The organism is Methylomonas koyamae, assembly GCF_019669905.1.
Taxonomy (GTDB): domain Bacteria; phylum Pseudomonadota; class Gammaproteobacteria; order Methylococcales; family Methylomonadaceae; genus Methylomonas; species Methylomonas koyamae.
The window spans coordinates 654,339-677,887 of record NZ_AP019777.1 but is presented as its reverse complement, the minus strand read 5'-3'; the positions used below and the strand labels follow the sequence as shown (position 1 = coordinate 677,887).

25 protein-coding genes are annotated in these 23,549 nt (G+C 54.2%); 11 read left to right on the top strand and 14 right to left on the bottom strand.

All coding sequences use genetic code 11. The features are described from left to right. The first annotated feature begins 47 nt into the window (after positions 1–47). The 3 genes from fhcD to MKFW12EY_RS03265 are packed head-to-tail and all read left to right on the top strand — an operon-like array spanning position 48 to position 2,662. The gene (gene fhcD, locus MKFW12EY_RS03275) at positions 48–944 is read left to right on the top strand and encodes a formylmethanofuran--tetrahydromethanopterin N-formyltransferase (protein WP_221053999.1); all 897 of its coding nucleotides are present in this window, start codon (positions 48–50) and stop codon (positions 942–944) included. After that, the gene (locus MKFW12EY_RS03270; protein WP_054761288.1) at positions 941–1,756 is read left to right on the top strand and encodes a formylmethanofuran dehydrogenase subunit C; all 816 of its coding nucleotides are present in this window, start codon (positions 941–943) and stop codon (positions 1,754–1,756) included. Before fhcD ends, MKFW12EY_RS03270 begins: the two co-directional genes overlap by 4 nt. A 54-nt stretch (positions 1,757–1,810) precedes the next feature. Then, positions 1,811–2,662 (top strand): radical SAM protein, encoded by an 852-nt coding sequence (locus tag MKFW12EY_RS03265; RefSeq protein WP_054761290.1) that lies wholly within the window; start codon positions 1,811–1,813, stop codon positions 2,660–2,662. Here the strand turns inward: MKFW12EY_RS03265 and MKFW12EY_RS03260 are convergent. The 3 genes from MKFW12EY_RS03260 to MKFW12EY_RS03250 all read right to left on the bottom strand — a co-directional run bounded on the left by MKFW12EY_RS03260 (position 2,659) and on the right by MKFW12EY_RS03250 (position 4,282). Continuing rightward, entirely contained in the window at positions 2,659–2,913 is a 255-nt protein-coding gene (locus MKFW12EY_RS03260) for a hypothetical protein (RefSeq protein WP_054761292.1), read from the bottom strand. The two genes, MKFW12EY_RS03265 and MKFW12EY_RS03260, sit on opposite strands and share 4 nt — an antisense overlap. 108 nt (positions 2,914–3,021) lie before the next feature. After that, the gene (locus MKFW12EY_RS03255) at positions 3,022–3,945 is read right to left on the bottom strand and encodes a hypothetical protein (protein ID WP_221053998.1); all 924 of its coding nucleotides are present in this window, start codon (positions 3,943–3,945) and stop codon (positions 3,022–3,024) included. Between the two features lie 133 nt (positions 3,946–4,078). Beyond that, positions 4,079–4,282: a cold-shock protein gene (locus MKFW12EY_RS03250; protein WP_064040968.1), complete on the bottom strand. Its 204-nt coding sequence runs from the start codon at positions 4,280–4,282 to the stop codon at positions 4,079–4,081. 274 nt (positions 4,283–4,556) lie between these two features. On the opposite strand from MKFW12EY_RS03250, the gene clpB reads away from it, so the two are divergent. Both clpB and MKFW12EY_RS03240 read left to right on the top strand, forming a co-directional pair. Beyond that, positions 4,557–7,130 (top strand): ATP-dependent chaperone ClpB, encoded by a 2,574-nt coding sequence (gene clpB, locus MKFW12EY_RS03245; RefSeq protein WP_221053997.1) that lies wholly within the window; start codon positions 4,557–4,559, stop codon positions 7,128–7,130. A 354-nt stretch (positions 7,131–7,484) separates the two neighbouring features. Next, positions 7,485–8,381: a choice-of-anchor A family protein gene (locus tag MKFW12EY_RS03240; protein ID WP_221053996.1), complete on the top strand. Its 897-nt coding sequence runs from the start codon at positions 7,485–7,487 to the stop codon at positions 8,379–8,381. A 107-nt stretch (positions 8,382–8,488) separates the two neighbouring features. Here the strand turns inward: MKFW12EY_RS03240 and MKFW12EY_RS03235 are convergent, their stop codons facing one another. The 3 genes from MKFW12EY_RS03235 to rpsT form a co-directional block, all read right to left on the bottom strand. Then, the gene (locus MKFW12EY_RS03235) at positions 8,489–8,896 is read right to left on the bottom strand and encodes an ankyrin repeat domain-containing protein (RefSeq protein WP_221053995.1); all 408 of its coding nucleotides are present in this window, start codon (positions 8,894–8,896) and stop codon (positions 8,489–8,491) included. Between the two features lie 114 nt (positions 8,897–9,010). Continuing rightward, the gene (locus tag MKFW12EY_RS03230; RefSeq protein ID WP_054761296.1) at positions 9,011–10,027 is read right to left on the bottom strand and encodes a Gfo/Idh/MocA family protein; all 1,017 of its coding nucleotides are present in this window, start codon (positions 10,025–10,027) and stop codon (positions 9,011–9,013) included. Positions 10,028–10,354: 327 nt separating this feature from the next. Further along, complete coding sequence (rpsT, locus tag MKFW12EY_RS03225; protein ID WP_054761300.1) at positions 10,355–10,618, bottom strand: 30S ribosomal protein S20; 264 nt, start codon at positions 10,616–10,618, stop codon at positions 10,355–10,357. A 100-nt stretch (positions 10,619–10,718) separates the two neighbouring features. Here rpsT and murJ point away from each other — a divergent pair, with 100 nt between their 5' ends. The 4 genes from murJ to MKFW12EY_RS03205 all read left to right on the top strand — a co-directional run bounded on the left by murJ (position 10,719) and on the right by MKFW12EY_RS03205 (position 14,777). Continuing rightward, entirely contained in the window at positions 10,719–12,266 is a 1,548-nt protein-coding gene (murJ, locus tag MKFW12EY_RS03220; protein WP_172680279.1) for a murein biosynthesis integral membrane protein MurJ, read from the top strand. 85 nt (positions 12,267–12,351) lie between these two features. Next, complete coding sequence (proC, locus tag MKFW12EY_RS03215; RefSeq protein ID WP_221053994.1) at positions 12,352–13,179, top strand: pyrroline-5-carboxylate reductase; 828 nt, start codon at positions 12,352–12,354, stop codon at positions 13,177–13,179. Then, complete coding sequence (locus tag MKFW12EY_RS03210) at positions 13,179–13,754, top strand: YggT family protein (RefSeq protein WP_054761302.1); 576 nt, start codon at positions 13,179–13,181, stop codon at positions 13,752–13,754. The genes proC and MKFW12EY_RS03210 overlap by 1 nt, the downstream gene beginning before the upstream one ends. Before the next feature lie 15 nt (positions 13,755–13,769). Continuing rightward, on the top strand, positions 13,770–14,777 hold the full coding sequence (locus tag MKFW12EY_RS03205) for a DUF4124 domain-containing protein (RefSeq protein WP_245006425.1): 1,008 nt from the start codon (positions 13,770–13,772) through the stop codon (positions 14,775–14,777). Here the strand turns inward: MKFW12EY_RS03205 and argB are convergent. The 8 genes from argB to MKFW12EY_RS03165 all read right to left on the bottom strand — a co-directional run bounded on the left by argB (position 14,760) and on the right by MKFW12EY_RS03165 (position 21,013). Next, positions 14,760–15,653, bottom strand: coding sequence for an acetylglutamate kinase (gene argB / locus MKFW12EY_RS03200; RefSeq protein WP_064020450.1), 894 nt, complete (start codon positions 15,651–15,653; stop codon positions 14,760–14,762). The genes MKFW12EY_RS03205 and argB overlap by 18 nt on opposite strands. A 12-nt stretch (positions 15,654–15,665) precedes the next feature. Next, positions 15,666–18,170, bottom strand: coding sequence for a phosphomannomutase/phosphoglucomutase (locus MKFW12EY_RS03195; protein WP_221053993.1), 2,505 nt, complete (start codon positions 18,168–18,170; stop codon positions 15,666–15,668). A gap of 12 nt (positions 18,171–18,182) precedes the next feature. Then, complete coding sequence (gene dut / locus MKFW12EY_RS03190) at positions 18,183–18,638, bottom strand: dUTP diphosphatase (RefSeq protein ID WP_064020448.1); 456 nt, start codon at positions 18,636–18,638, stop codon at positions 18,183–18,185. Continuing rightward, entirely contained in the window at positions 18,610–19,830 is a 1,221-nt protein-coding gene (gene coaBC, locus MKFW12EY_RS03185) for a bifunctional phosphopantothenoylcysteine decarboxylase/phosphopantothenate--cysteine ligase CoaBC (protein ID WP_245006424.1), read from the bottom strand. Before coaBC ends, dut begins: the two co-directional genes overlap by 29 nt. 191 nt (positions 19,831–20,021) lie before the next feature. Further along, positions 20,022–20,303 carry a hypothetical protein gene (locus MKFW12EY_RS03180; RefSeq protein ID WP_157199635.1) on the bottom strand — a complete coding sequence of 94 codons (282 nt, stop codon included), beginning with the start codon at positions 20,301–20,303 and terminating at the stop codon, positions 20,022–20,024. An 11-nt stretch (positions 20,304–20,314) separates the two neighbouring features. Continuing rightward, positions 20,315–20,566, bottom strand: a complete 252-nt coding sequence (locus tag MKFW12EY_RS03175; RefSeq protein WP_054763606.1) for a hypothetical protein — start codon at positions 20,564–20,566, stop codon at positions 20,315–20,317. Next, a complete protein-coding gene (locus tag MKFW12EY_RS03170; protein ID WP_157199636.1) occupies positions 20,563–20,730 on the bottom strand; it encodes a hypothetical protein in 168 nt (55 codons plus the stop codon). The genes MKFW12EY_RS03175 and MKFW12EY_RS03170 overlap by 4 nt, the downstream gene beginning before the upstream one ends. Before the next feature lie 19 nt (positions 20,731–20,749). Beyond that, positions 20,750–21,013: an FmdB family zinc ribbon protein gene (locus tag MKFW12EY_RS03165; RefSeq protein ID WP_054763607.1), complete on the bottom strand. Its 264-nt coding sequence runs from the start codon at positions 21,011–21,013 to the stop codon at positions 20,750–20,752. Between the two features lie 407 nt (positions 21,014–21,420). Here MKFW12EY_RS03165 and MKFW12EY_RS03160 point away from each other — a divergent pair, with 407 nt between their 5' ends. Both MKFW12EY_RS03160 and MKFW12EY_RS03155 read left to right on the top strand, forming a co-directional pair. Beyond that, entirely contained in the window at positions 21,421–22,278 is an 858-nt protein-coding gene (locus tag MKFW12EY_RS03160; RefSeq protein WP_221053992.1) for an AAA family ATPase, read from the top strand. 32 nt (positions 22,279–22,310) lie between these two features. Next, entirely contained in the window at positions 22,311–23,537 is a 1,227-nt protein-coding gene (locus MKFW12EY_RS03155; protein WP_221052987.1) for an IS256 family transposase, read from the top strand. Positions 23,538–23,549: the final 12 nt, after the last annotated feature.

Sequence of the window (23,549 nt, the reverse complement as noted above, 5' to 3'; positions counted from 1 at the left end):
CGGCACGGCTAATCGACATGCAGAACTCCGAACTATGAGTAACCACGATGATTATTAACGGCGTCACCATAGACAAAACCTTCGCCGAAGCCTTTCCGATGAAGGCGACGCGAGCCATCATCACCGCCCAGAATGAGAAATGGGCGATGATTTCCGCCCAGGCGATGACCGGCTTTGCCACTTCGGTGATTGCCTGCGGCTGCGAGGCCGGCATCGAGCGGGTATTGAGCCCGGACGAAACCCCGGACGGACGGCCTGGCGTCGCCATCATGATCTACGCGATGGGCGGCAAGGGTTTGGCCAAGCAATTGGAAACCCGGGCCGGCCAGTGCGTTTTGACTTCACCGACATCCGCTCTGTTCTCCGGCATCGAAGGCGGCAAGCCGATTCCGTTGGGCAAAAATCTGCGCTTTTTCGGCGACGGCTTCCAAATCGCCAAGAAAATCGGCGGCAAGCGCTATTGGCGGGTGCCGGTGATGGACGGCGAATTCCTGACCGAAGCCACCACCGGCATGGTCGACGCGGTCGGCGGCGGCAATTTCCTGGTGCTGGCCGAATCGCAACCGCAAGCTTTGGCGGCCTGCGAAGCGGCAATCGAAGCGATGAAACAAATCCCCAACGTGATCATGCCCTTCCCTGGCGGCGTGGTGCGTTCCGGTTCCAAGGTCGGTTCCAAATACAAAGCCTTGAGCGCCTCGACCAACGACGCGTTCTGCCCAACCTTGAAAGGTGTGACCAGGACCGATTTGTCGCCGGAGATCGAATCGGTGATGGAAATCGTCATCGACGGTTTAACCAAAGAAGACATCGATAGGGCGATGCGAGTAGGTATCCAGGCCGTCTGCGATCTGGGTGCAGCCAACGGCATCAAGCGCATCAGCGCCGGTAACTACGGCGGCAAACTCGGCCCGTTCCACTTTCACTTGCAGGAGATCATGGCATGACCTCGTTGACGTTTACTTTGATCGAAACGCCGCCGTCACAGCGCATCGACATGTCGCCGCTGGTCTGCCAAAAACTGGCCGGCCTGAGTCTGGACCAGATTGCAGGAATCGAACTGCAATGCGGCAAACAAAAGCTTCGCGTCGATCAACTGTTCCATATTACCGGTAGCAATGCCGACGACATTAGCATCGTCGGCAGCACAGGCAAGCTGGATTTGATCGGCAAGGAGCTGGCGAGCGGCAACATCAGCGTACAGGGCGAAGCCGGCGCGTATTTGGGCATGCAGATGAAAGGCGGCACCATCAACGTCATTGGCGATGTCGGCCTGTATGCCGGCTGCGAAATGAAGAACGGCCTGATTCAAATCGAAGGCGATGCCGGAGATTTTCTCGGCGGCGCACTGCCCGGCAATAAGCAAGGCATGAAAGGCGGTACGATCCTGGTCAAAGGCAATGTCGGCCAACGCGCCGGCGACCATATGCGCCGCGGTCAGATCCTGGTGGAAGGCAATGCCGGCGATTATTGCGGCTCCCGCATGGTGGCCGGAACCATTGCCGTGATGGGCCAAGTCGGCCGTTATGCCGGCTATGCAATGCGGCGCGGTACATTATTGCTGTGGAACCAACCGCAATTGCCTGCCACGTTCAACGATTGCGGATTGCATACGCTGGCATTTCTGCCGATGCTGTTCGCGTCGTTTAAATCGCTAAACTCCCGCTTCGCCGACAAAGCTATTGCCTTCAACCGGGTGCGGCGCTTCGGCGGCGACATGGCTGAAGCCGGGCGCGGGGAAGTATTGGTCAAACTTTAAGCCGCCACAGACAGCCGATCGGCTTTCCGGCCGGTTGGCTGTTCGCTGCCTTGCATGCCCATATCGCTCAGCACTAGCGACCACGACCGGCACAGCGCCGGTCTGCGTTACGTTTATCCAGTCATCTCCCGCCGCTCCGGCGGCCTGTCGATTGGGATTAATTTCAATCCCAACAACGCCTGCAATTGGCATTGCGTATATTGCCAAGTCCCCGACCTGCAGCGCGGTAATGCGCCGGAGATGGACTTCGCATTGCTGGCGCAAGAACTGCGAGCCTTCCTGACCCAAGTCTTAAACGGCGACTTTTATCAGCGCTTCAATATCCCGGAACCGCAGCGCGTTATCAAGGACATTGCCATCTCCGGTAACGGCGAGCCCACCAGTTTGAAAAATTTCGACCGAGCCGTCGAATTGATCGGAGACATCGCCAGTCAAGCCGGCGTATTTCCTGCAAGCCGTTACGTGCTGATCAGCAACGGCAGCCTGATTCATCAATCCGCAGTCCAACAAGGACTGAGAACATTGGCGCGTTACAACGGCGAGCTGTGGTTCAAGCTGGATAGCGCGACCGAATCCGGCCGCAAGTTGATCAACCATACCGGCCAAAGCCAACAAAAACTGCTGGAGCACTTGAAAATCGCAGCCGAGCTTTGCCGAACCAAATTACAGACCTGCGTTTTCAACTACCGATTCGCTTGGTCGGATCAGGAAAAACAAGCTTATTTGGCTTTGCTAAAACAATTGCGGGAGATGGGAATAAACATCGAACAGGTCATGCTCTACAGTCTGGCACGGCCTTCTTTACAAGCGGAAGCAGCGGACTTGGCCAAAGCATCCGCAGCTACCATGGATGCTTTGGCTGCCGACGCCAGAGCCTTGGGCTATGACGTCAGCGTCAGTTATTAAGCACGGATATCTAAAATCGAACCCAGCATTTTCTCGTGGGCCTGGATGATTTTGACGCCGGCCGAAGTTTCCAGCTCGGCTTCTTTCAAACTCAACACCGGCTTGAACATCTCCGCTGAGCCGACATCTTTGGAACCGCCGACCTCCTGCTCCTGAACCGGCAAACTGGCGATAGTCTGCGCGGCGTTGCTGGCTTTTTGCTGAGCTTGCGTGATCAGGCTGGTGGCACTGTTCAGAGCGTTGGTAATCATGGTACACCTCCTGCAAAACAGGTTTGCATCATACCGCTTAGCGTATCGGCCCGCAGCCCAAAACTTTAATTTTTGTCAGCATTTTGCAGACACAATCACACTCGTTAACTATTTGTCTTTTTTAAAGATTTTTGCGCAAAGGCTTTGCAGGTAAGGTGCCAGTTTACTTTGGCAGACGCCGCATGCGGACAAGCCTGTCCGCTTAGCCCATGCCGCTATTTTGCGGTACGCATCGATACCGCCTAACTCTTCGAATTTGGTTTCGACGATGGTACTCCACTGCGGCCGAGGCTGCCCCTGCCCGTCCAGAAACACTTTGTCGAATAGCCACATTTCAGCCACCGACACCGTCCACATAAACGCAAACGATACCGCCATGCCGCCACCGGCCAACACGACCAGCCAAGCGAATATCGGATGCAACTTGGTCAGCCACCAGGACAAAATATCCACCAGCAGGAACACGTACGGCATGCCGATAGCGATCGATTTGTATTTGACGGTGCTGGTTTCGGCAAAGCTGAAAATCAAGCCGACAAACATGAAGATAAAGCTAATGCCGAACAAATGGATGTGGGACACCCGGGTCAACGAGCCGAAGGTTGCACCTTCATCCTCTTTGGTGAGCTCTTTCAGCACCTTAAAATCGTTGAAATCGGGCAGCGACGACTCCTTGTTATGGCACATGACGCAGCGGTCCTGAATGATCTTGGCGACGCCGGAATCTTCGTAATCGTCCTCGTCGGCACCATCGCGCACCCATTGCATGATTAGAAAACGCTCCTGTTCCGAGGCGTTTTCCTTCATCGAACCGTTCAGTTTGGTCTCCAAGACCGTACCGGAACGGTTACCGTAGTAACTGTATACGATGTCGTCTATCGACAGGCCGAATTTGCCGTCGGCCATCCCATGGGTAAACAAGATTTGAATCAACGCCACCAGATACCCGACAGCCACCGTCGTCAAATAACCGGTGAACAGCACTTTAACCGGGATATCTAATTGTTTTAACGATGAAAATTCGCGAGCCATACATTAATCCCAGTTTGGAAAGGAGTTTGCATTATAGCTTGCTTGGTGCGCGGTCCCTAGCGAAACGGCCTGGTTTCGCGCATAAAAAAGGCCCTTGAAAATCAAGAGCCTTTGTTTCCGTAACCGTGAACGCTTATCTGGGCAGGACGTTTGTGGCAGTTAAGCCTTTAGGGCCGGATTCGATCTCGAACTGGACCGATTGGCCAGGCGACAAGGTTTTAAAACCTTCTCCCAAAATCACGGAATGATGCACGAACACATCTTCTTTTCCTTCGGAAGGCTCGATAAATCCAAAACCTTTGGTGTTGTTAAACCACTTTACAGTGCCTGTTGCCATCTTAAAACTCCTACAAAATAAAACTATTGGTTACGCAGACCGACATTGTGGACAACCGTTGCTGCCTGAAGCAGTGGCGATAAGCCGTGAACATCTGTTATCTGAGCGCGGGCATTGTACTTTGAATCAATTGTCTAAGCTACCGGCGATATTCGGCATTACCTTGAAGATTTAACGGAAATTTTGCCCGGTACTTGCCTCCGCGCTTGAAAACGGATTCGGGCCGCCCCATTTCGGTCGCAACTCAACTTATTTTCCTAACGAGGTACGCTGCATGCGAATGGATAAATTAACCAGTAAATTTCAACAGGCTCTCGGCGACGCGCAAAGCCTGGCGCTCGGCAAAGACCACCAGTTCATCGAGCCGTTGCATGTCATGCAAGCCTTGATCGACCAAGAAGGCGGCAGCATCAAACCGTTGTTGCAACAGGTCGGCGTCCAGGTCAATACCTTGCGCAACGATCTGTTGAAAGAGATCGACCGTTTGGCCAGCGTTTCCGGCGCCGGCGGCGATGTGCAAATTTCCAACGAACTGTCGCGAATGCTGAATCTGACCGACAAGCTGGCGCAAAAGCGCAAAGACGCCTACATCTCCAGCGAACTGTTTCTGTTAGCGGCACTGGAAACCAGCGGAACCTTGCAAAACCTGCTGAAAAAAGCCGGCGTCACGGCATCGGCGGTCGAAAAAGCCATCGAAAACATGCGCGGAGGTCAGAACGTCAACGACGCCAACGCCGAAGACCAACGTCAGGCCTTGAAAAAATACACGATCAATCTGACCGAGCGCGCCGAACAAGGCAAGCTGGATCCGGTGATCGGCCGCGACGACGAGATCCGCCGCACGATACAAGTCTTGCAACGCCGCACCAAAAACAATCCGGTATTGATCGGCGAGCCCGGCGTCGGCAAGACTGCAATCGTCGAGGGTCTGGCGCAACGCATCGTCAACGGCGAAGTACCGGAAGGCATCAAAGGCAAGCAATTGCTCTCTTTGGATATGGCAGCGTTGATTGCCGGCGCCAAATTCCGCGGCGAGTTCGAGGAACGCCTGAAAGCGGTGTTGAACGACATCGCCAAACTCGAAGGCCAAGTCATCCTGTTCATCGACGAGTTGCATACCATGGTCGGCGCCGGCAAAGCCGAAGGCGCGATGGACGCCGGCAACATGCTGAAGCCGGCCTTAGCGCGCGGCGAATTGCATTGCGTCGGCGCGACGACGCTGGACGAGTACCGCCAGTACATCGAAAAAGATGCCGCGCTGGAACGCCGCTTTCAAAAAGTCTTGGTCGACGAACCTAGCGTCGAAGACACCATCGCTATTTTGCGCGGCTTGAAGGAACGTTACGAAATCCACCACAGCGTCGACATTACCGACCCGGCCATCGTCGCCGCGGCGATGCTGTCGCACCGCTACATTTCCGACCGTCAATTGCCGGACAAGGCCATCGATTTGATCGACGAGGCCGCCAGCCGCATCCGCATGGAAATGGACTCCAAACCGGAAGCGATGGATAAACTCGACCGCCGCCTGATCCAGCTCAAAATAGAACGCGAGGCAATGAAAAACGAAAGCGACGCAGCGTCTAAAAAGCGCCTGGAAACGTTGCAGGACGAAATCGCCGAACTGGAAAAAGAATATTCGGATCTGGATGAAATCTGGAAAGCCGAGAAAGCCGCATTGCAAGGTACCGCAACGATCAAGGAGCGCCTGGAACATGCGCGTTTGGAACTCGATGCCGCTCGCCGCAGCCAGGATTACACCCGGATGTCCGAGCTGCAATACGGCGAAATTCCGAAGCTGGAGAAGGAGCTGGACTTAGCATCGCAAGCCGAGATGCAGGAAGCCAAATTATTGCGCAGCAAAGTCACGGATGAAGAAATCGCCGAAGTCGTTTCCAAATGGACCGGCATCCCGGTGTCGAAAATGATGGAAGGCGAACGCGAGAAATTACTGCGCATGGAAGAAGAGCTGGGCAAACGGGTAATCGGCCAAACCGAAGCCTTGAAAGCGGTCAGCAACGCCATCCGCCGCTCGCGGGCCGGATTGTCGGACCCAAACCGGCCGAACGGCTCGTTCCTGTTTTTAGGTCCGACCGGCGTCGGTAAAACCGAGTTATGCAAGGCTCTGGCCGAATTCATGTTCGACACCGAAGAAGCCATGGTCCGCATCGATATGTCGGAATTCATGGAGAAACATTCGGTCGCGCGTTTGATCGGCGCACCTCCCGGCTATGTCGGTTACGAAGAAGGCGGCTATCTGACCGAAGCGGTGCGCCGCAAGCCTTATTCGGTGATTTTGCTGGACGAAATCGAAAAGGCGCACAACGATGTGTTCAACGTACTGCTGCAAGTTTTGGACGACGGCCGCTTGACCGACGGCCAAGGCCGCACTGTGGATTTTAAAAACACCGTGGTGGTGATGACGTCGAACCTGGGCTCCAGTGTGATCCAGGAATTGGCTGGCGAAGACAACTATGCCGAGATGAAGGATGCGGTGATGGAAATCGTCGGCCAGCATTTCCGCCCGGAATTCATCAACCGGGTCGACGAGGCCGTGGTATTCCATCCGCTGGGTCAAAACCAGATTCGGGCGATCTGCAAAATCCAAATCGAATTGTTGCGCCGTCGTCTGCAGGAAAAAGACATTGGCCTGGCCGTCAGCGAACAGGCCTTGGATTTACTGGGCGAAGCCGGATTCGACCCGATATACGGCGCGCGGCCGTTAAAACGGGCGATACAACGCCAATTGGAAAACCCGCTGGCTAATGAGATTTTGTCAGGACGCTTCATCCCTGGGGACTCGATCAAAATCGATGTCGCAAACGACGGATTGACATTTAGCCAATAAAATCGGCTTCGAATACGCTGCCGGGTTAGCAGTTTGCTACCCCGGCAAGCCACCTGCACCAACGGCCATATCGCCCGAAATTCAAGTCATATAAAATAGACACCGGAAGCGCATGGTGTATCGCCGCAATCCGAGAATCCGACTGCTAACGGCTCGTCTTCTAATGTAGGTCTCGAATCGGCAAATGCCAACTTCCCGGTCGATCAACGGCGTGGCCAAGTATTTCTTGCCACGTTCTTATTTGAACCGTCGGTTTTGCTTACGACATTTCCGCATGGGAACGGATATTGTCGACACATTATCAATTTAAGGCATCCCGCCATCATACTTATTCAAGGTTAAAGGAAAATGCGTTTGTCACACACTTTAGCAACTACCAGTTTATTATTTGCTGCCGCCATCTCTCCAGCCCATGCAGCCTTGGTAGGGCCGGCCAGCGACTACAATGTTTTCGTATTCGGCAACTTCATCAGCTCAAATTCCGATACCGAAGGCAACTTGGCTGCCGGCGGCAATATTACATTGGCCAACTATTCCGTGGCCTCGCAAATCAGTGGCAACGCAGCCCGTTTGGTCGTAAACGGCACGCTAACCGCCAACAACGGCGGCGTAGGCAACGGTCAGAACGGTAGCATCTATGCAGGCGGCACCCTGCTAAACGGCTTTACCGCCAATGGCGGCGTCTTCGCGCAAACATTGGTGGATTTTTCCGGTGCGCAAACCCAATATCAAAACATCTCGAACGCCTGGAACGCTTTGACCGCCAACGGCAGTGTCGGCATCAATTACGGTACGCTGACTCTGACCGGCAACAATAACGAACTCAACGTGTTCGACATAGACGGCGCAGAACTGACCGCCAGCAATACGATCAACATCAGCGCTCCCAGCAACTCCACCGTGTTGATCAATGTCAGCGGCACCGGCCAGATATTTCAAAACGGCCAAGTCAATCTTAACGGCATAGACGCCACACACGTCATCTACAATTTCTATGACGCAACGTCGCTAACGTTAGCGGGCAGCAAGAACCCTCAGGGCTCGATTCTAGCGCCCTGGGCCGACGTATTCGGCGGTTACGGACAATTGAACGGCCAATTGGTTGCTCAGTCGTTTAACGGCAATATCGAATTCCATAACCAGTTGTTCGCCAGCAATATTGCCGCAGTGCCCGTGCCAGCGGCGATTTGGTTGTTCGGCTCAGCCTTAGGTATTTTGGGAATCAACGGCCGAAAAAAACCAGCCCGTTAAGTCTCCTCGTGACTCCCTCAAGCTATTTCGGGGGAGTCGCACCTTTCCGTTCTCGTCGAAAAATCTTGGCATGCCCATCAATCGCTCAATCTGAGCGTACATGACCGCTATTCCTTCGCTCCCGCTCGAAGCAGCATATTCGCAATATCCCGATGGCCTCGGGTTCTAGCAAACTGTAGCGCATTTGCTGTCGGCTTGGCGCCGTTAGCCAACAGCAGTTCCACCATTTCCACCCGCCCTCTACCGGCCGCCAACCCCAAAGCGGCGCTACCGCCAGCGTTGATATCCATTCCCGCATCCAGAAATAATCGCACCGCCGCCATATCGCCCGCTCCAGCGGAGGCCGCGAATTGCTGTTCCGTATATTCAACACCCATTTGCTGCAAACCTTTCCGGGCTTGTACCGCGTCAGCGGCGCATGCAGAACCCACTTGAAGAACGCTCAATATCGCCAGCATCGCGACGATGCGCAAGGCATCTCGCCTAACAATTTTGGATAATATTTTATCTTTCATCGACAAGCTCCTGATGCCACAAGCTCATATGAATTAAACGGGAACGAGGCTCAAAGACATGGCCTTTTTGCAGCGCTTGACAGCACTCGCTCAGACGTCCTTGCCTTGTTGCCCTTAAATTTCAACGACCCGCCCTTCTGCCGCCGATTGCAACGCGGCGACGATAGTCCTGCAGTTATCGCGGGCATCGTCGAACGACAATTGCGGCGGCTTGCCGTTGAGCACGCAATCGCTGAAATGCTCGATTTCCAAGCGAAAATGATTGGCCGCCGGCAACCGCTCTTCGGCGAAGCGGCCGTCCTCGGTCCACCAGGAAATAATCGGAATATCGCCCGGCAACTGCCAGACCACGTGGCACTTGATACCGCCTTGGGTGCCGATAATTTCATATTCGCAACGCCGCGCCCGCTCGAAACTGAAATCGAAATGGCCGAATTTGCCGTCGCCGAAATCCAGTATCCCGCTGGTAGTGATGTCGGCCCCACTCTCGACGTACTTGGATAACGCGGTGGCCGTGCGCGGCGCCTGCTGAAAAAACATCCTCAACGAATGGATCGCATAACAGCCAATATCCCACATCGCACCGCCGCCGCGCGATACGTCCTCCGCCAGACGATACATCCGCGCCGGCCGCATCATGAACGAATAACTGGCGCGCACCGAGCGCACCTCGCCGATCAAGCCGGAACGAATCAATTCCAACACTCGGGCGTGCTGAGGATGGAAACGGTACATAAAACCTTCCATTACGGTGACCCGGTAGCGGCGGGCAGCGGTTTCGATGGCATCAATGTCGGCTATGGTCAATGCCATCGGTTTTTCGCATAGTACGTGTTTGCGGTGCTCGATAGCGCGCAGAGTCCATTCTGCATGCTCGTGGTTGGCCATCGGCAAATAAATGGCTTGCACGTCTTCGTCGTTGAGCAGGCTGTCCAGGTTATCGTAACTCTGGACGTTGGAATGGCAGGGTGCATATTGCGCCAGGGTTTGCGCCGCAGCTCCCGGCCGCCGGCTGGCGATTCCGACCAATTCGGAATTTTTAGCTTCGACAATAGCCGGCAGCAGGCGCTCGTTGATACGCGCCGCCCCGAGTATTCCCCAGCGAAGCTTGGCTTGATCTTGGTTATTCATGGCGATTACCTTTTACTGATATTCTTAAGCAGTAACAGATTAGCAGCTTGTTTACCGGGCGCAATCGCCGCCGGCAAAAAGTCTGCCGCGACAGTTGCAAACTGCCGTTGTGTTTGCAACTGCGGCAAGACCGAACCGATCTTGACCGCACCATCGCGGCAGAAACTGTCTCCTAGCGGAGGCTGGAGAACGAGCGCCCGAAAACACCGGCACCGAACCAACACGGCGACTAAAACCGCGTGCGCCAACTCAAAAAGCACCAGGCACAAAAAAGGCCCGGATGGAAACCATCCGGGCCTTTCGCAATCGATCGGCAGTGGACCGAAATTAAGCCATCGCGCGCAATCTGTTATTCAGTCTGCTTTTGCTGCGTGCTGCTTTGTTTTTGTGGATCAAACCTTTATTAACGGCTGAATCGATAACGGGGACTGCCACTTTGAACGCGGCTTGCGCTTGCTCTTTATCGCCTGCTCTAACAGCGGCGATCACTTTTTTGATGAAAGTGCGTAAGTTGCTGCGCTGTCCGGCATTGCGAATACGGCTTTTCTCTGCCTGACGCGCTCTTTTTCTAGCTTGTGGTGAATTAGCCATAGTCTATCAATTTGTTTCAGTGAATTTGGAACCGCGTATTATCTTTTTGAATGCTATGATTGTCAAATTTTTAGCGCTGCCTAAATAGTCGGGAACATTAGTGAGTAAACAGCTTTTCAAATCGACGGCCATCGTTGGCGGTATGACACTGATTTCGCGCTTGATGGGCTTTGCCAGAGACATGCTGTTCGCCAATATTTTCGGCGTCAATGCCGCAACCGACGCCTTCTTCGTCGCATTCCGCATTCCCAACTTTTTGCGCCGCTTATTTGCCGAAGGCGCTTTCGCCCAAGCCTTCGTCCCTTTGTTGGCCGATTATAACCAAAAAGGCAGCCGGGAAGCTTTACGCCTGTTCATCGGCCGCAGTTCCGGCACCTTGGCGGTATTATTGGTTTTGGTCGCACTGGCCGGAGTCGTCGCGGCCCCCTTATTAATCCTATTGTTTGCACCGGGATTTTTGTGGGAAGGCAACCAATACACTCTGGCAGTGCAAATGCTGCGCATCACCTTCCCTTACCTGTTTTTCGTCACGCTGGTCGCTTTTGCCGGCGCGATATTGAACGCCCAGGGCCGATTTGCGGTTCCGGCTTTGACTCCGGTGGTACTCAACATCGCAATGATCGCGGCTGCGGTCTGGCTGGCACCGCTGATGGACGAACCGATTGTAGCGCTGGCCTGGGGCGTATTTGCGGCCGGGGCGATACAGTTGGCGTGTCAAATTCCGCCGCTATTACGCCTGAACCTGCTACCGCGGCCACGCTGGGCCTACCGCGACCCGGACGTCAAACGCATGCTGGCACGAATGCCTTCGGCGATTTTCGGCGTCTCGGTAGTGCAGGTCAACCTGCTGTTCGGCACATTGGTCGCCTCGTTTCTGGCCCCGGGCAGCGTTTCCTGGCTTTACTACTCGGACCGGCTGGTCGAATTTCCGCTGGGGATTCTCGGCATTGCCGTAGCCACCGTAATTTTGCCGCATCTGTCGGCACACCATGCCACGTCGGATCAACTCGGATTTTCCAAGGCGCTGGATTGGGGCTTGAAACTGACGCTGCTAATCGGCCTGCCGGCCACTTTGGGCCTGGCCTTACTGGCCGAACCGTTACTGTCCACACTGTTCCAATATAACGAATTCGGCAGCGGCGACGTCAAGATGGCCGGCCGCAGTCTGATGGCGTATTCGCTCGGATTATTGGCTTTTATGCTGATTAAAGTGCTCGCTCCCGGCTTTACTTCTCGCCACGACACCCAGACCCCGGCAAGATTCGGCGGATATTCGATGATTGCCAACGTAGCCTTCAATTTGATCCTGGTCTGGCCTTTGGCTCACGCCGGAGTGGCATTGGCGACCACCTTGTCCGCCTACCTCAACGCCATCCTGTTGTTACGCAACCTGGTCGTAACACGCATTTACCGGCCTTGCGCCGATTGGTATGGTTATATTGGACGGATTGTGGCGGCAAACGCAGCCATGTCGGCATTTTTGTACTATTTTGTCGATGCCGGCTTATGGCTGAATTGGAATGCCGCTCAACGCGGCTTGAATTTGGCGGCGACCATCGGCTTGGCGATAATCGTTTACGGTAGCTCGCTGCTGGTATTGGGATTACGCCCGAGGCATATCGGATTGCGGGAATCGGCCGCGGCTTGAGATTTGATGCGCCGCCACCATTGTCATGTAGAATGCGCTGCCAACAGCGGTTTCCATCACGATTCAATTTATTTTTCAGTACGCTATGAACACAAAAACAATCGGCTTTATCGGCGGCGGCAACATGGCAACCAGCTTGATGCGCGGCCTGATAGCCAGCGGCCACTCGCCCCAGCAAATTTGGGTATCCGACGCCGTTCCCGAAACCTTGCAAGCCCACGCCGATCAACTGCACGTCAACATTGCCGCCGATAACGCAAACATCGTCAACGAAGCCGACGTAGTGGTGCTGGCTGTCAAACCGCAAACCTTGCGTGACGTCTGCCTGCAAATCGCACCGCAACTGAAACAGAAAAACGTGCTCGTGGTGTCGATCGCCGCCGGCATCAGCCAACAGAGTCTGGCGCTATGGCTGGGCGCAAACACCGCTATCGTCCGCTGCATGCCCAACACTCCGGCCCTGGTGCAAACCGGTGCTACGGCATTGCACGCCAATCCGCAAGTCAACGACGAACAGAAAGACCTGGCGGAGAACATTCTGCGCGCCGTCGGCCTGACATTATGGTTCGGCGACGAAGCCCAACTCGACGCAGTTACGGCAGTATCCGGCAGCGGCCCGGCTTATTTTTTCCTACTAATGGAAGCAATGGAGCGCGCCGCCCTGGAGTTGGGTCTGGACGAACATTCGGCACGGTTATTGATTCAACAAACGGCGCTGGGCGCAGCGAAGATCGCCCTGGAATCCGCCGAGTCTCCGGCACAACTCAGGGCGCGGGTGACATCGCCGGGCGGCACGACGCAACAAGCCGTCGAAACTTTCCTGCAACACGGCTTCGTAGATTTGGTAGCTAAGGCGCTGCATGCCGCCAGGGATCGCTCGATTGAAATGTCTAAACAACTCGGAGCCGACTGATGGGCAGTAACTATATGACCGATCCCTTGGTATTTTTGATCGACACGCTGTTCTCGCTGTATATCCTAGCGGTTGCCTTGCGCTTTCTGCTGCAATGGACTCAAGCCGATTTTTACAATCCGATTTCGCAGTTTCTAGTCAAAATCACCCATCCGCCGCTACGGATCATGCGCCGCTTTATCCCGGCAATCGGCCGCATCGACAGCTCCTCGCTGGTTCTGGCGTTGGCGCTGCAAATGGTCGCCAATTTTTCGATTCTGGCGCTCAAAGGCCTATCGATCAGCGTGGTCGCGCTGCTGCTACTGTCGTTTACCGATCTGATAAAAATGCTGCTGGACATCTTCGTCTATGCGATTTTCGCCGCCGCGATCCTGAGCTGGTTCGCTCCCGGCAATTACGGCAGCGCCTCTTCTATCCTGTATAGCTTGACCGAACCGCTGTTGAACGTCTGCCGCAGAGTATTGCCCGACCTGGGCGGGATCGACTTGTCGCCGCTGGCTGCACTGGTTTTGTTGCAACTGGCGAAAATGATGGTGTTGCCACCGCTGCATCAGTTAGCCACGATTTTGGGCTAGCCGGACAGCCGCGACATGGGCACACCGAACAACACCGCCAAACGCAGGCTGCTCGCGCTGGTTCTGGCCTTGCCGATGCTGGCCGCGGGTCCGGCTTTTGCCAAAAAAATGTACCGTTGGGTCGACGACAACGGTAACGTCTATTTTTCCGACCAAGTGCCGCCCGATCAGGTCCAGCACAAACGGGAGACCTTGAACGAAAAGGCCAGAGTCACCAACGTCGTGGAAAAAGCCAAAACTGCCGAACAAATCGCCCAGCAGAAGCGGCTGGACGAACTGCGCAAGGAACAGGAAAAGATCATCGCCAAGCAAGCGGCCAACGATAAAGTCTTGTTGAGTACGTTCCGCAACATCGAAGATTTGCAGAAAGCGATCGCCAACAAAACCGCGGCGCTCGACGCCGCACGCAAGGTTATCGAGGGCAATATCGACTTGCTGGAATCCCAGCTTCGGCAACAGCAGCAGCAAGCGGCCAACCTGGAGCGAAGCGGCAGCAAATTGCCCGATAAATTACTCAACGATATCGCCGCCAGCAAACAGCAAATCGAGTTCGCCAAACAAGACCTGCAACGCCACCAATTGGAACGGCAGAACAGCGAAAAAGAATTCAAAGCCGATATCGCCCGCTTTCAGTTTTTGACGCAAACCCAACGAACCGGAAAAACCGACAAATCCTCGTTAGCCGCCAGCAACGCCAGTAACGAATTAGGCCTGTTCGTCTGCGAGGATGCCGCTCAATGCGAAAAAGCCTGGAAAATCGCCGGCGAATTCGTAGCCAGTAACTCCACTACCGACCAAGACGTGGCAAGCGAAAAGCTGATCATGCGCGCCGCACCGCAGACCGACACCGACTTGAGCCTGTCGGCGTCGCTGCTGGAAAACAATAATGTCCGCCAGATCTTTCTCGACATTCGCTGCCGCCAATCCAGCCTCGGCGCCGAACTATGCGCCAGCGCCAAGGCCCAAGCCATTCGCGAAGCATTCGCCCCGTATATCCAATCCCAGTTAGCGGCGCAGCAGTAAGGTACCGACGCCTTGGTCGGTAAACAGTTCCAGCAGCACGGCATGGTCGACCCGGCCGTCGATGATATGGACGCTGGTAACTCCGCCTTTCAAGGCATCGGTCGCGCAGCGCGTCTTCGGAATCATGCCGCCCGATATCGTACCGTCGGCGATTAAATTATCGATATCGGTCAAGGTCAATCCGGTCAACAGATTGCCTTCCTTATCCAAAATGCCCGGCGTATTGGTCAGCAGCATCAGCTTTTCGGCTTTCAACACCTCGGCGACCTTGCCCGCCACCAAATCGGCGTTGATGTTATAAGAATGACCGTCCTTGCCGACGCCGATAGGCGCAATCACCGGAATGAAATCGCTGTTGCCCAGCATTTCCACGACAGCGGGATCGATGCTGCTGACCTCGCCGACGTGGCCTAAATCGATGATTTCCGGCGCGTCGTCCAGCGACGCCCCCGCTTTAGTGATGTTGATTTTGCGGGCGTGGATGAAATTGCCGTCTTTACCGGTCAACCCCACCGCCTTGCCGCCGTGAACGTTGATCAAATTGACGATCTCCTTATTGACCAAACCGCCCAATACCATTTCGACCACATCCATGGTTTCGCTGTCAGTGACGCGCATACCATCGACGAACTCGGAGGTCTTGCCCAATCGTCCCAACAAGTTACCGATCTGCGGGCCGCCGCCGTGCACTACGATAGGATTGATCCCTACCAATTTCATCAACACGATATCGCGGGCGAAGCTGTGCTTCAACGCATCGTCGACCATGGCGTTGCCGCCGAACTTGATCACGACCGTCCTGCCCTTGAATTTCTGAATATACGGCAAGGCTTCGATGAGAACGTGGGCAATCTGGTGTGCGGTTTTTTCTTTCATTGTCTCGCTAAATTAAAATGGCAAATGAAGTTCGGGGTTGACTTGCAGCAGCAATTGCCTGAAGCGGGCCTGGATCCGCTGCATGGCGTCCTGGCTATCCGCTTCGAAACGGACGGTCAGCACCGGCGTAGTATTGGAAGCCCGTACCAAACCCCAGCCGTCGGCAAATTCGACGCGCATGCCGTCGATATTATTGATCTTGCCGTCTTTAAACTCGGCCAGCGCGGACAAGCGCTCCATGAAACCGGGACCCTCCCCTTCCGCAAGCGCAACGTGCAGTTCCGGCGTATTGATACTGTCCGGCAGGTCGGCAAACACGTCGCCGCTGCCGCGCATATCGTTGGACAGAATTTCGATCAACCGGGCGCCGGCATACAGCGCATCGTCGAAGCCGAACCAGCGGTCGTTGAAAAAGATATGCCCGCTCATTTCGCCGGCCAGCGCTGCCGAGGTTTCTTTCACCTTGGCCTTCATCAGCGAATGCCCGCTTTTCCACATTAACGGCCGGCCGCCGCGCTTGACGATCTGGTCGTGCAAATGCCGCGAACACTTAACGTCGTAAATAATCTCCGAGCCGGGTTTATGGGTCAGCACGTCGCGGGCGAATAACATCATTTGCCGGTCCGGCCAGATGATTTTGCCGGTCGAGTCCACGACGCCCAGACGGTCGCCGTCGCCGTCGAAAGCCAAGCCGATATCGGCGGCGTAATGCTTGACGGCCGAAACCAAATCGGCCAGGTTTTCCGGTTGGCTCGGATCGGGGTGGTGGTTGGGAAAGTTACCGTCGATCTCGCAAAACAGCTCGACCACTTCGCAGCCCAGGGTTTTCAACAACATCGGCGCCAAACGCCCCGCCGCGCCATTGCCGCAATCGACCACGACTTTCATCGGCCGCACCAAATGCAAATCTTCGGTGATCATGCCGATATATTCGTTGCTGAACAGGCTGTTGCGCTGAATCGAGCCCGGTTCGGTCTGGCTGTAATCGCCGGCTTCCAGACGCTTTTTCAACTGCTGCAATTTTTCGCCGGCCAGCGTCTCGCCGTTCAACACCAGCTTGAGGCCGTTGTACTCTTTCGGGTTATGGCTACCGGTAACCATTAAGCCGCTCCGCCCTTCGCTGTGGTGGGCTACAAAATACAGCAGCGGCGTGGGCACCAGCCCGATATCCAATACGTCGCAACCGCCGGCAGTCAGGCCCTGGGCCAACGCATCGGCCAATTCTGGGCTGGACAGCCGGCCGTCGCGCCCCAACACTACGATCTTGACCTGCTGTTGCCGCGCTTCGTTTGCGAACACCACGCCGATCGCCCGCACCGTTTCCGGCGTCAGGTCGCGCCCGACCACGCCGCGAATATCGTAGGCTTTAAAAATATCGATGGTCTTGGCCGCGGGTTTGGCCGGAGCTGCGGCCGGCGCCGGCTCCGCCGCCGGCAAATTGACCGGCGCCGAAGCCAACGCCACCGGAACGCTGGCGTACTGGGCCGGCGCCGCTGGAGCCTGGGAAGGTTCGACGAAATCCATATCGAACGACTCTTCGAAAAAATCGAAATCTTCGTCGACTTCGACCGCTTTCTCGGGCTGCTTCTCGTGTTCCAGGATGCGTTTGAATTGGGCCAGCGTCGAGACGATGGGGCGCATTTCGTCCAATTGCACCGGATAATGTCCGGCGCTTTTGCCGGTCATCATATCCTTGGCCGCTTTCAGGATACTGCTCTGGTCGTGCCGCAAGTAATCGGCCAATTTTCGGTAACCGATAAAAAACGCCAGGCTTACCAACAGCGCCGGAATCAGAATGATGCATAAAAACAGCACGACATCGGCCAGTTCGGTAGCCTCGCCTATCCACAAATCCAGTTGCCAGCGGCTATTGATCAGCGGCATGGATTGCGGATCATCGAGTTTGGCCGCCGGATTGCCGGCACTGGCCAACACGGCGGTCTCTTGCCGGACCTCGACGAAACCGCCGTTGAAATTGGTCTTACCTATTAACAGTTGCAACGCATCAGGCTTCAAACTGACCAAAATGACGCCGATCGGCTGCTGATTTTTGCTGACCAGGCTGGTGATCGCCAAGTGGCGGTGTTCGCCCTCGCCTTGCACCGACGGCTTTTGATTGGCGGCAAGCGTCGCCCTAACCATTTCCAAATCAGCGAACCCCATATTCGGCGCCTGGGCCAAATCGGGCTCGCTGACGTTGGCCGGCAACAAACGCACTTTCAGCGCATTCGGAATCACCTGTTGCAACCTTGCCGCCACGGCGTTGCGCACCGCGGCATCCTGATTCTCCGAACTCAATGCGGCGACCACGTCAGGCGCTTGCGCCAAACCGTCTACCACGTGCTGTAGCGTGTCGATTTGGCTAGCCAAACTGACGGCCATGCCGTTCGCCACGGCCGTAACGCTGGCTTGCTGGGTGTCGGCGACTTTAGCCGCCGAAAACCAATACGCGCCACCGCCGGCCAATAAGACCATAAAAACGGCAACGCCGGCGATGATGCTGAAAATACGCCCCATGGACTGCCTCGATTAATGCCGGCCGCTGTGGCCGAAGCCGCCGCTGCCGCGATGGCTGGCATCGAATTCGGTCACGCATTCGAAATCCACTTGCGCGACCGGCACGAACACCATTTGGGCGATACGTTCGCCCACTTCGACGGTAAACGGCTCGGCCCCGCGATTCCAGCAGGACACGAACACTTGCCCCTGGTAATCCGAATCGATCAAGCCGACCAGATTACCCAACACGATGCCGTGTTTATGACCCAAGCCGGAGCGCGGCAACAACACCGCAGCCAAATGCGGATCGTCGATATGGATCGCCAGACCGGTCGGAATCAGCGCGGTCTCGCCGGGTTGCAGCGTTATCGCCTGCTCCAGACAGGCGCGCAAATCCAATCCGGCCGAACCCGGCGTGGCGTAAGCCGGCAATGCGATCTGTTCGCCCAAACGCGGATCAAGGATTTTTAGTTGGATTTTTCTCATGCATTCTCTCGGCAATCAATTGCAACAACTGCACGGCCAGACTGGTTTTGTCGGCCATCTCCAGCGCCTTGCGGCCGTCCCGCCAAAACACCTGCAAGGCGTTGCGCTCGGAATCGAAGCCGCCTTCGGCCCGGCCCACCCAGTTAGCGGCAATCATGTCCAGATTTTTACTGCGCAGCTTGCCCAGCGCGTAGTTTTCCAGATCTTCGGTTTCGGCGGCAAAACCCACTACCCAGGGCTTGGGTTGCAGCGCGGCAACATCGGCGACGATGTCCGGATTCTTTTCCAACTGAATCACATCGGCGCCGGTTTCGGCTTTTTTCAGCTTATGCGCGGCGATCTGCTTGGCCCGGTAGTCTGCAACCGCCGCGGCACCGATATAAACGTCGGCATTGCGGCAAGCTTTCAGTACAGCCTCGTGCATCTGCAATGCGGTTTCGACCTCGACCAATTCGGCACCGGTCGGCGCCGGCAACTGTACCGGGCCGCTGACTAAAGTCACATCGGCGCCGGCGGCGACCGCGGCACGGGCCAGCGCGTAACCCATCTTGCCGGAACTGCGGTTACTGATAAATCGCACCGGATCCAGCGGCTCGCGGGTCGGGCCGGCGCTGACCACCAGTTTCAAGCCGGCAAGATAGTTGCCTGCGGAATCGGCCAATACGCTTTCGACAATTTCGGCCGGTTCGACCATGCGCCCAAACCCCTGCTCGCCACAAGCCTGCTCGCCGGCGGCCGGCCCGATGGTCACCACACCGTGTTGCTGCAAACGGGCGATATTGGCCTGGGTTACCGGTTTGGCCCACATCGCCTGATTCATGGCCGGCGCGACGTAAACCGGGCATTCGGCGGCCAAATACACCGTCGACAACAAATCGTCGGCCAATCCGTGCGCCATTTTCGCCAGCATGTCGGCGGTCGCCGGCGCGATGAGTAGCAGGTCGGCCCAGCGCGCCAGATGGATATGGCTCATCGCCTGCTCCTGGTCCGGATCGAGCAATTCGCTGTGGACGCCGTGTCCGCTCAGGGCCTGGAAAGTCAGCGGCGCCAGGAACCGGGTAGCGGCGGCGGTCATCACCACCCGGACCTCGCAGCCTTGCTTGCGCAACAAGCGCAGCAATTCCGCCGCTTTATAAGCTGCGATACCACCGCAAACCCCCAGTAAAATTCGCTTGTTAATAACACGCCCCAAAATGGCTAATTGGGGAATTATGGCAAAGTCGGTTGGATTCTTCTATGCTTGAACTAAATTGTTAGACTAAACCTTTTAACATCAATAACATAGAATACTTTTCGGGAAATTTATACACCCTTAAAAAAGCTGGAAAATTTTGGCTTATACCCTTTCTAGAACGACTATCAATCTTCTATTAAGGGTATAACTTATCGTTTCTTGGCGATTAAGTCTTTGATTTCATCTAACTTTGTATTGATGTTAGCTAAATTAATCTCCAGCTTCAGCACCCGCTCCTTTAGCTGCGTTGTTTCGCTGCCTCCCTGAGCAACCACAAGCTGCGACTTATCCGCACTGTGTTCAAGCTCACTTACTCGACTATTCAAAGCGGACACCCACCAAACGCCAACACCACATTGCAGCATCATGCCTAAAACCACTGCAACGTCGATTTTTTTGTTAAAGCCCCAATGCTCTTGCCGTCTATCCATGTTAGCTCCTGTCATTTGGTCCCCGCTTGAGTTCTTAACCATGCAACCGCTAATTCAATGAGCGTGTTCAGCAACCAAGCCGCGAGCTTACCGGCCAAATCGCTCAACGCGTCCAGCACAATTGCTTTCTTTTCTGGCCCGGTTTTGTCGGTATCATCAACGGCAGCAACGACATTTTTAATCCGCGTAAATGTTCCGCCATCAGCCAACATGGTTGCGAGGGTAGTAATCGCTGATTGCTTTATAAAAGTTCCTACTTTCATTTGGCTCTCCTTTCTGGCGCGACAACCAAGATCGAACCAAAAGTTGCGATTGCTAGCTTTTGCTCGTCCGTTAGATCGAGAGCTGAAAATGACGTAATAACCGCAAGCAAAGCAAACCAAGTGGTTTTCTCGCCGAACCGGCTTTGTATCCATTCTTTGATCATTTGAGTATGTCCTTATGTGTTATGCGGCTTTCGGCAGCTTTGAATAAATCTTTTGCTGACGCTTTGGCTTGCCGTTCAACGTGTCAAACTTAGTGAGGTTCCCACCTAAGAAAACGTTGCTATCGACGCTACCAACGCTAACAAGCCTTGGTGCCGAGATTAAACGCTCGCCAGCTCCAAAACCGCAGGCATCGCATTTGAATTGAAACGTGTTGAGCTCAGTGTGCTTGTGCAGCTCTTCCTGAACGTGGCCGCACGCGTGACATTTGTATTCGTAAATCATGCGTCCACCTTAGCTGAGAACCTAGATGTGGATGCACGTCTTGATGATGTGTAAGTTGATTTGATAGCCATGCTATTTTCGTCCTTGAAAATAGCTATTTATATGGCTCGTTTATTGGTTAAAGGCTTATAATAAGGCGGCTAACGGCCAAGAGCAGTCAGACGGAACAAAAGTGTAAATGGCAAATGCCCATCCAAAAGCAGGCGTTGGCTATGGTGAGTTACTAACCGCACCAATCGCGAACGATGAGTTTCACGCTGTTCAGCACATCTTTCGGCCCTAATTTAAAACATTCGATTATGGACGATATCAATATGTCAACGAATTGAGTTGTCTTTGTATTAAGAGCCAGCCACAATTAGATTTTTTTCTGATAAAACTGCAACATTTTCTAATAAAGGATAATTGTGAAAATTGATACTCTCTCTATTTCAAACTTTCGTGGTATCGAGAATGCTGAAATCAGAAACGCCGGCGACACTATTATTATCGCAGGTCAAAACGGTTCGGGTAAGTCTTGCGTATTCGATGCAATCCGTCTGCTTAAATCAGTTTATGGCGGCTACCATCAAAACGAATGGCAAAACTGGTTTGGCGAGTTCCAGGTTAATCCAAACAGCCGGGCTGAAGAACTTAGAGGTTTCTTCAATGATCCATTGAAAACCGTATCAATTGATTGCTGTTTCAAGCTTCGGGAAGATGAAAAGGTGTTTATTAACGCAAATGCGGCAATGCTTCTTGAAGATAGTATTTGGCGAATGCTGTTGCCTGAGGCATTCCAGTGGGGTGGTTACCACATGGCAATGTTTAATGCGCAATTCCGCGAACGGGCCCCCGAGGTTCAACAAAAAATCAATGCGAGCTTGCCTATACTAAAGGCCGAACTTCAGCAGGAAGTAATTGTTGGCCATGTCGAAATGCAACCTGGCGGTCGATTGCAGCTATCTGACTCTATTTTATTGTCGACAATTTTTACAAATTTCAGGCCCAATGACCTTGGAGTTATTGATTACCATGGCGCTCAGCGCCATTACGGTCGAGAAATGGTTCAGGGGATAAACTTGAGCCTAGAAAACAAGACCCAATCGTACAGTCAGCACGCCCTTTACAACTATTCAAATAAATATGCCAACGTAAAGAGTGAGATGGCTTCAGGCTTCGTACGTGAACTTCTTGCAGAAAAAAGTGGTAATGAACAAGAAAAGGCTAAAGGCCTTACTGAGACGCTTAGAGGGTGTAAGAATTTTTGTGTAAACGGCCATTAGGCAGGAAACTGCCCTTACTTTGAGGAGTAACTATGACCTTACCAAAAGCCATCCCAACCGACCTAATTGATACCTTATTGTCGGGCTATCAAAAACCTGAAGACCTGCTGGGCGAAAATGGCCTGCTAAAACAACTCACCAAGGCCTTGGTCGAGCGAGCCTTAGAAGCCGAAATGACTGAACATTTAGGCCATGCCAAGCATGAGTCAGTCTGCAACGCCACCGGCAACACCCGCAATGGCAAGAGCCGTAAAACCCTCAAAGGCGATTTTGGCGCATTGCCGATTGAGATTCCCCGTGATCGTCATGGTCAGTTCGAGCCGCAAATCATTGGCAAACACCAATCCCGCTGGACGGGCTTTGATGACAAGATCATTTCACTCTATGCCCGAGGTCTGACCGTCAGGGAAATCCAGAGCCATCTGGAAGAACTGTATGGCACTGAAGTTTCACCCACCTTGATCTCCTCGGTGACGGACGCCGTGATTGAGGAAGTCAAAGCCTGGCAATTGCGGCCGCTTGATCCGGTTTACCCCATCGTTTATCTCGATTGTATCCACGTCAAAGTGCGCGATACCGGTGCCGTTCGTGTCAAGGCCGTTTATCTGGCCATAGGGATTAACCTGCAAGGAGAGAAGGAAGTGCTGGGCTTGTGGATCGCCCAAACCGAAGGCGCCAAGTTTTGGTTACAGGTCGTGACAGACCTCAAGAATCGCGGCGTGCAAGACATCTTCATTGCCTGTGTCGACGGTTTGAAAGGCTTCCCGGAAGCGATTGAAACCGTCTATCCACACGCCGCCGTCCAACTGTGTATCGTCCACCTAGTCCGCAACAGCCTGAACTATGTCAGTTGGAAAATGCGTAAACAGATCGCCGGCGATCTCAAACGAATATACCAATCCGCCAGCGTCGTTGAAGCAGAGCAAAGGCTGGCTGAGTTCGAGACGCAGTGGAACGAGGCCTACCCGCCCATTGCTCAAATTTGGCGACGTAATTGGGATAGAATCATTCCCTTCTTCGACTATCCGCCCGAGATACGCCGCATCATTTACACTACGAATGCGATCGAGTCGGTGAACATGAGTTTGCGGAAAATCACCAAGAATCGCGGCTCATTTCCCAGTGATGAAGCCTTGTCGAAATTGTTCTATTTGGCCCTGATGAATATCAGTCAAAAATGGACCATGCCGTTGCATGACTGGAAAGCGGCTTTGAATCGGTTTAGCATTCAGTTTGAAGACAGGATGCCCAATCGATAATTAAATCCCGTT

Bases quoted from the DNA above. Each gene is read 5' to 3' on its own strand.
- MKFW12EY_RS03250 (WP_064040968.1), bottom strand. From the start codon at position 4,282: ATGGCAACAGGCACTGTAAAGTGGTTTAACAACACCAAAGGTTTTGGA.
- argB (WP_064020450.1), bottom strand. From the start codon at position 15,653: ATGAAAGAAAAAACCGCACACCAGATTGCCCACGTTCTCATCGAAGCC.
- MKFW12EY_RS03195 (WP_221053993.1), bottom strand. From the start codon at position 18,170: ATGGGGCGTATTTTCAGCATCATCGCCGGCGTTGCCGTTTTTATGGTC.
- fhcD (WP_221053999.1), top strand. From the start codon at position 48: ATGATTATTAACGGCGTCACCATAGACAAAACCTTCGCCGAAGCCTTT.
- dut (WP_064020448.1), bottom strand. From the start codon at position 18,638: ATGAGAAAAATCCAACTAAAAATCCTTGATCCGCGTTTGGGCGAACAG.
- rpsT (WP_054761300.1), bottom strand. From the start codon at position 10,618: ATGGCTAATTCACCACAAGCTAGAAAAAGAGCGCGTCAGGCAGAGAAA.
- MKFW12EY_RS03255 (WP_221053998.1), bottom strand. From the start codon at position 3,945: ATGGCTCGCGAATTTTCATCGTTAAAACAATTAGATATCCCGGTTAAA.
- proC (WP_221053994.1), top strand. From the start codon at position 12,352: ATGAACACAAAAACAATCGGCTTTATCGGCGGCGGCAACATGGCAACC.
- clpB (WP_221053997.1), top strand. From the start codon at position 4,557: ATGCGAATGGATAAATTAACCAGTAAATTTCAACAGGCTCTCGGCGAC.
- MKFW12EY_RS03155 (WP_221052987.1), top strand. From the start codon at position 22,311: ATGACCTTACCAAAAGCCATCCCAACCGACCTAATTGATACCTTATTG.
- MKFW12EY_RS03235 (WP_221053995.1), bottom strand. From the start codon at position 8,896: ATGAAAGATAAAATATTATCCAAAATTGTTAGGCGAGATGCCTTGCGC.
- MKFW12EY_RS03210 (WP_054761302.1), top strand. From the start codon at position 13,179: ATGGGCAGTAACTATATGACCGATCCCTTGGTATTTTTGATCGACACG.
- MKFW12EY_RS03260 (WP_054761292.1), bottom strand. From the start codon at position 2,913: ATGATTACCAACGCTCTGAACAGTGCCACCAGCCTGATCACGCAAGCT.
- MKFW12EY_RS03265 (WP_054761290.1), top strand. From the start codon at position 1,811: ATGCCCATATCGCTCAGCACTAGCGACCACGACCGGCACAGCGCCGGT.
- MKFW12EY_RS03175 (WP_054763606.1), bottom strand. From the start codon at position 20,566: ATGAAAGTAGGAACTTTTATAAAGCAATCAGCGATTACTACCCTCGCA.
- MKFW12EY_RS03170 (WP_157199636.1), bottom strand. From the start codon at position 20,730: ATGATCAAAGAATGGATACAAAGCCGGTTCGGCGAGAAAACCACTTGG.
- MKFW12EY_RS03180 (WP_157199635.1), bottom strand. From the start codon at position 20,303: ATGGATAGACGGCAAGAGCATTGGGGCTTTAACAAAAAAATCGACGTT.
- MKFW12EY_RS03230 (WP_054761296.1), bottom strand. From the start codon at position 10,027: ATGAATAACCAAGATCAAGCCAAGCTTCGCTGGGGAATACTCGGGGCG.
- MKFW12EY_RS03165 (WP_054763607.1), bottom strand. From the start codon at position 21,013: ATGATTTACGAATACAAATGTCACGCGTGCGGCCACGTTCAGGAAGAG.
- MKFW12EY_RS03270 (WP_054761288.1), top strand. From the start codon at position 941: ATGACCTCGTTGACGTTTACTTTGATCGAAACGCCGCCGTCACAGCGC.
- MKFW12EY_RS03205 (WP_245006425.1), top strand. From the start codon at position 13,770: ATGGGCACACCGAACAACACCGCCAAACGCAGGCTGCTCGCGCTGGTT.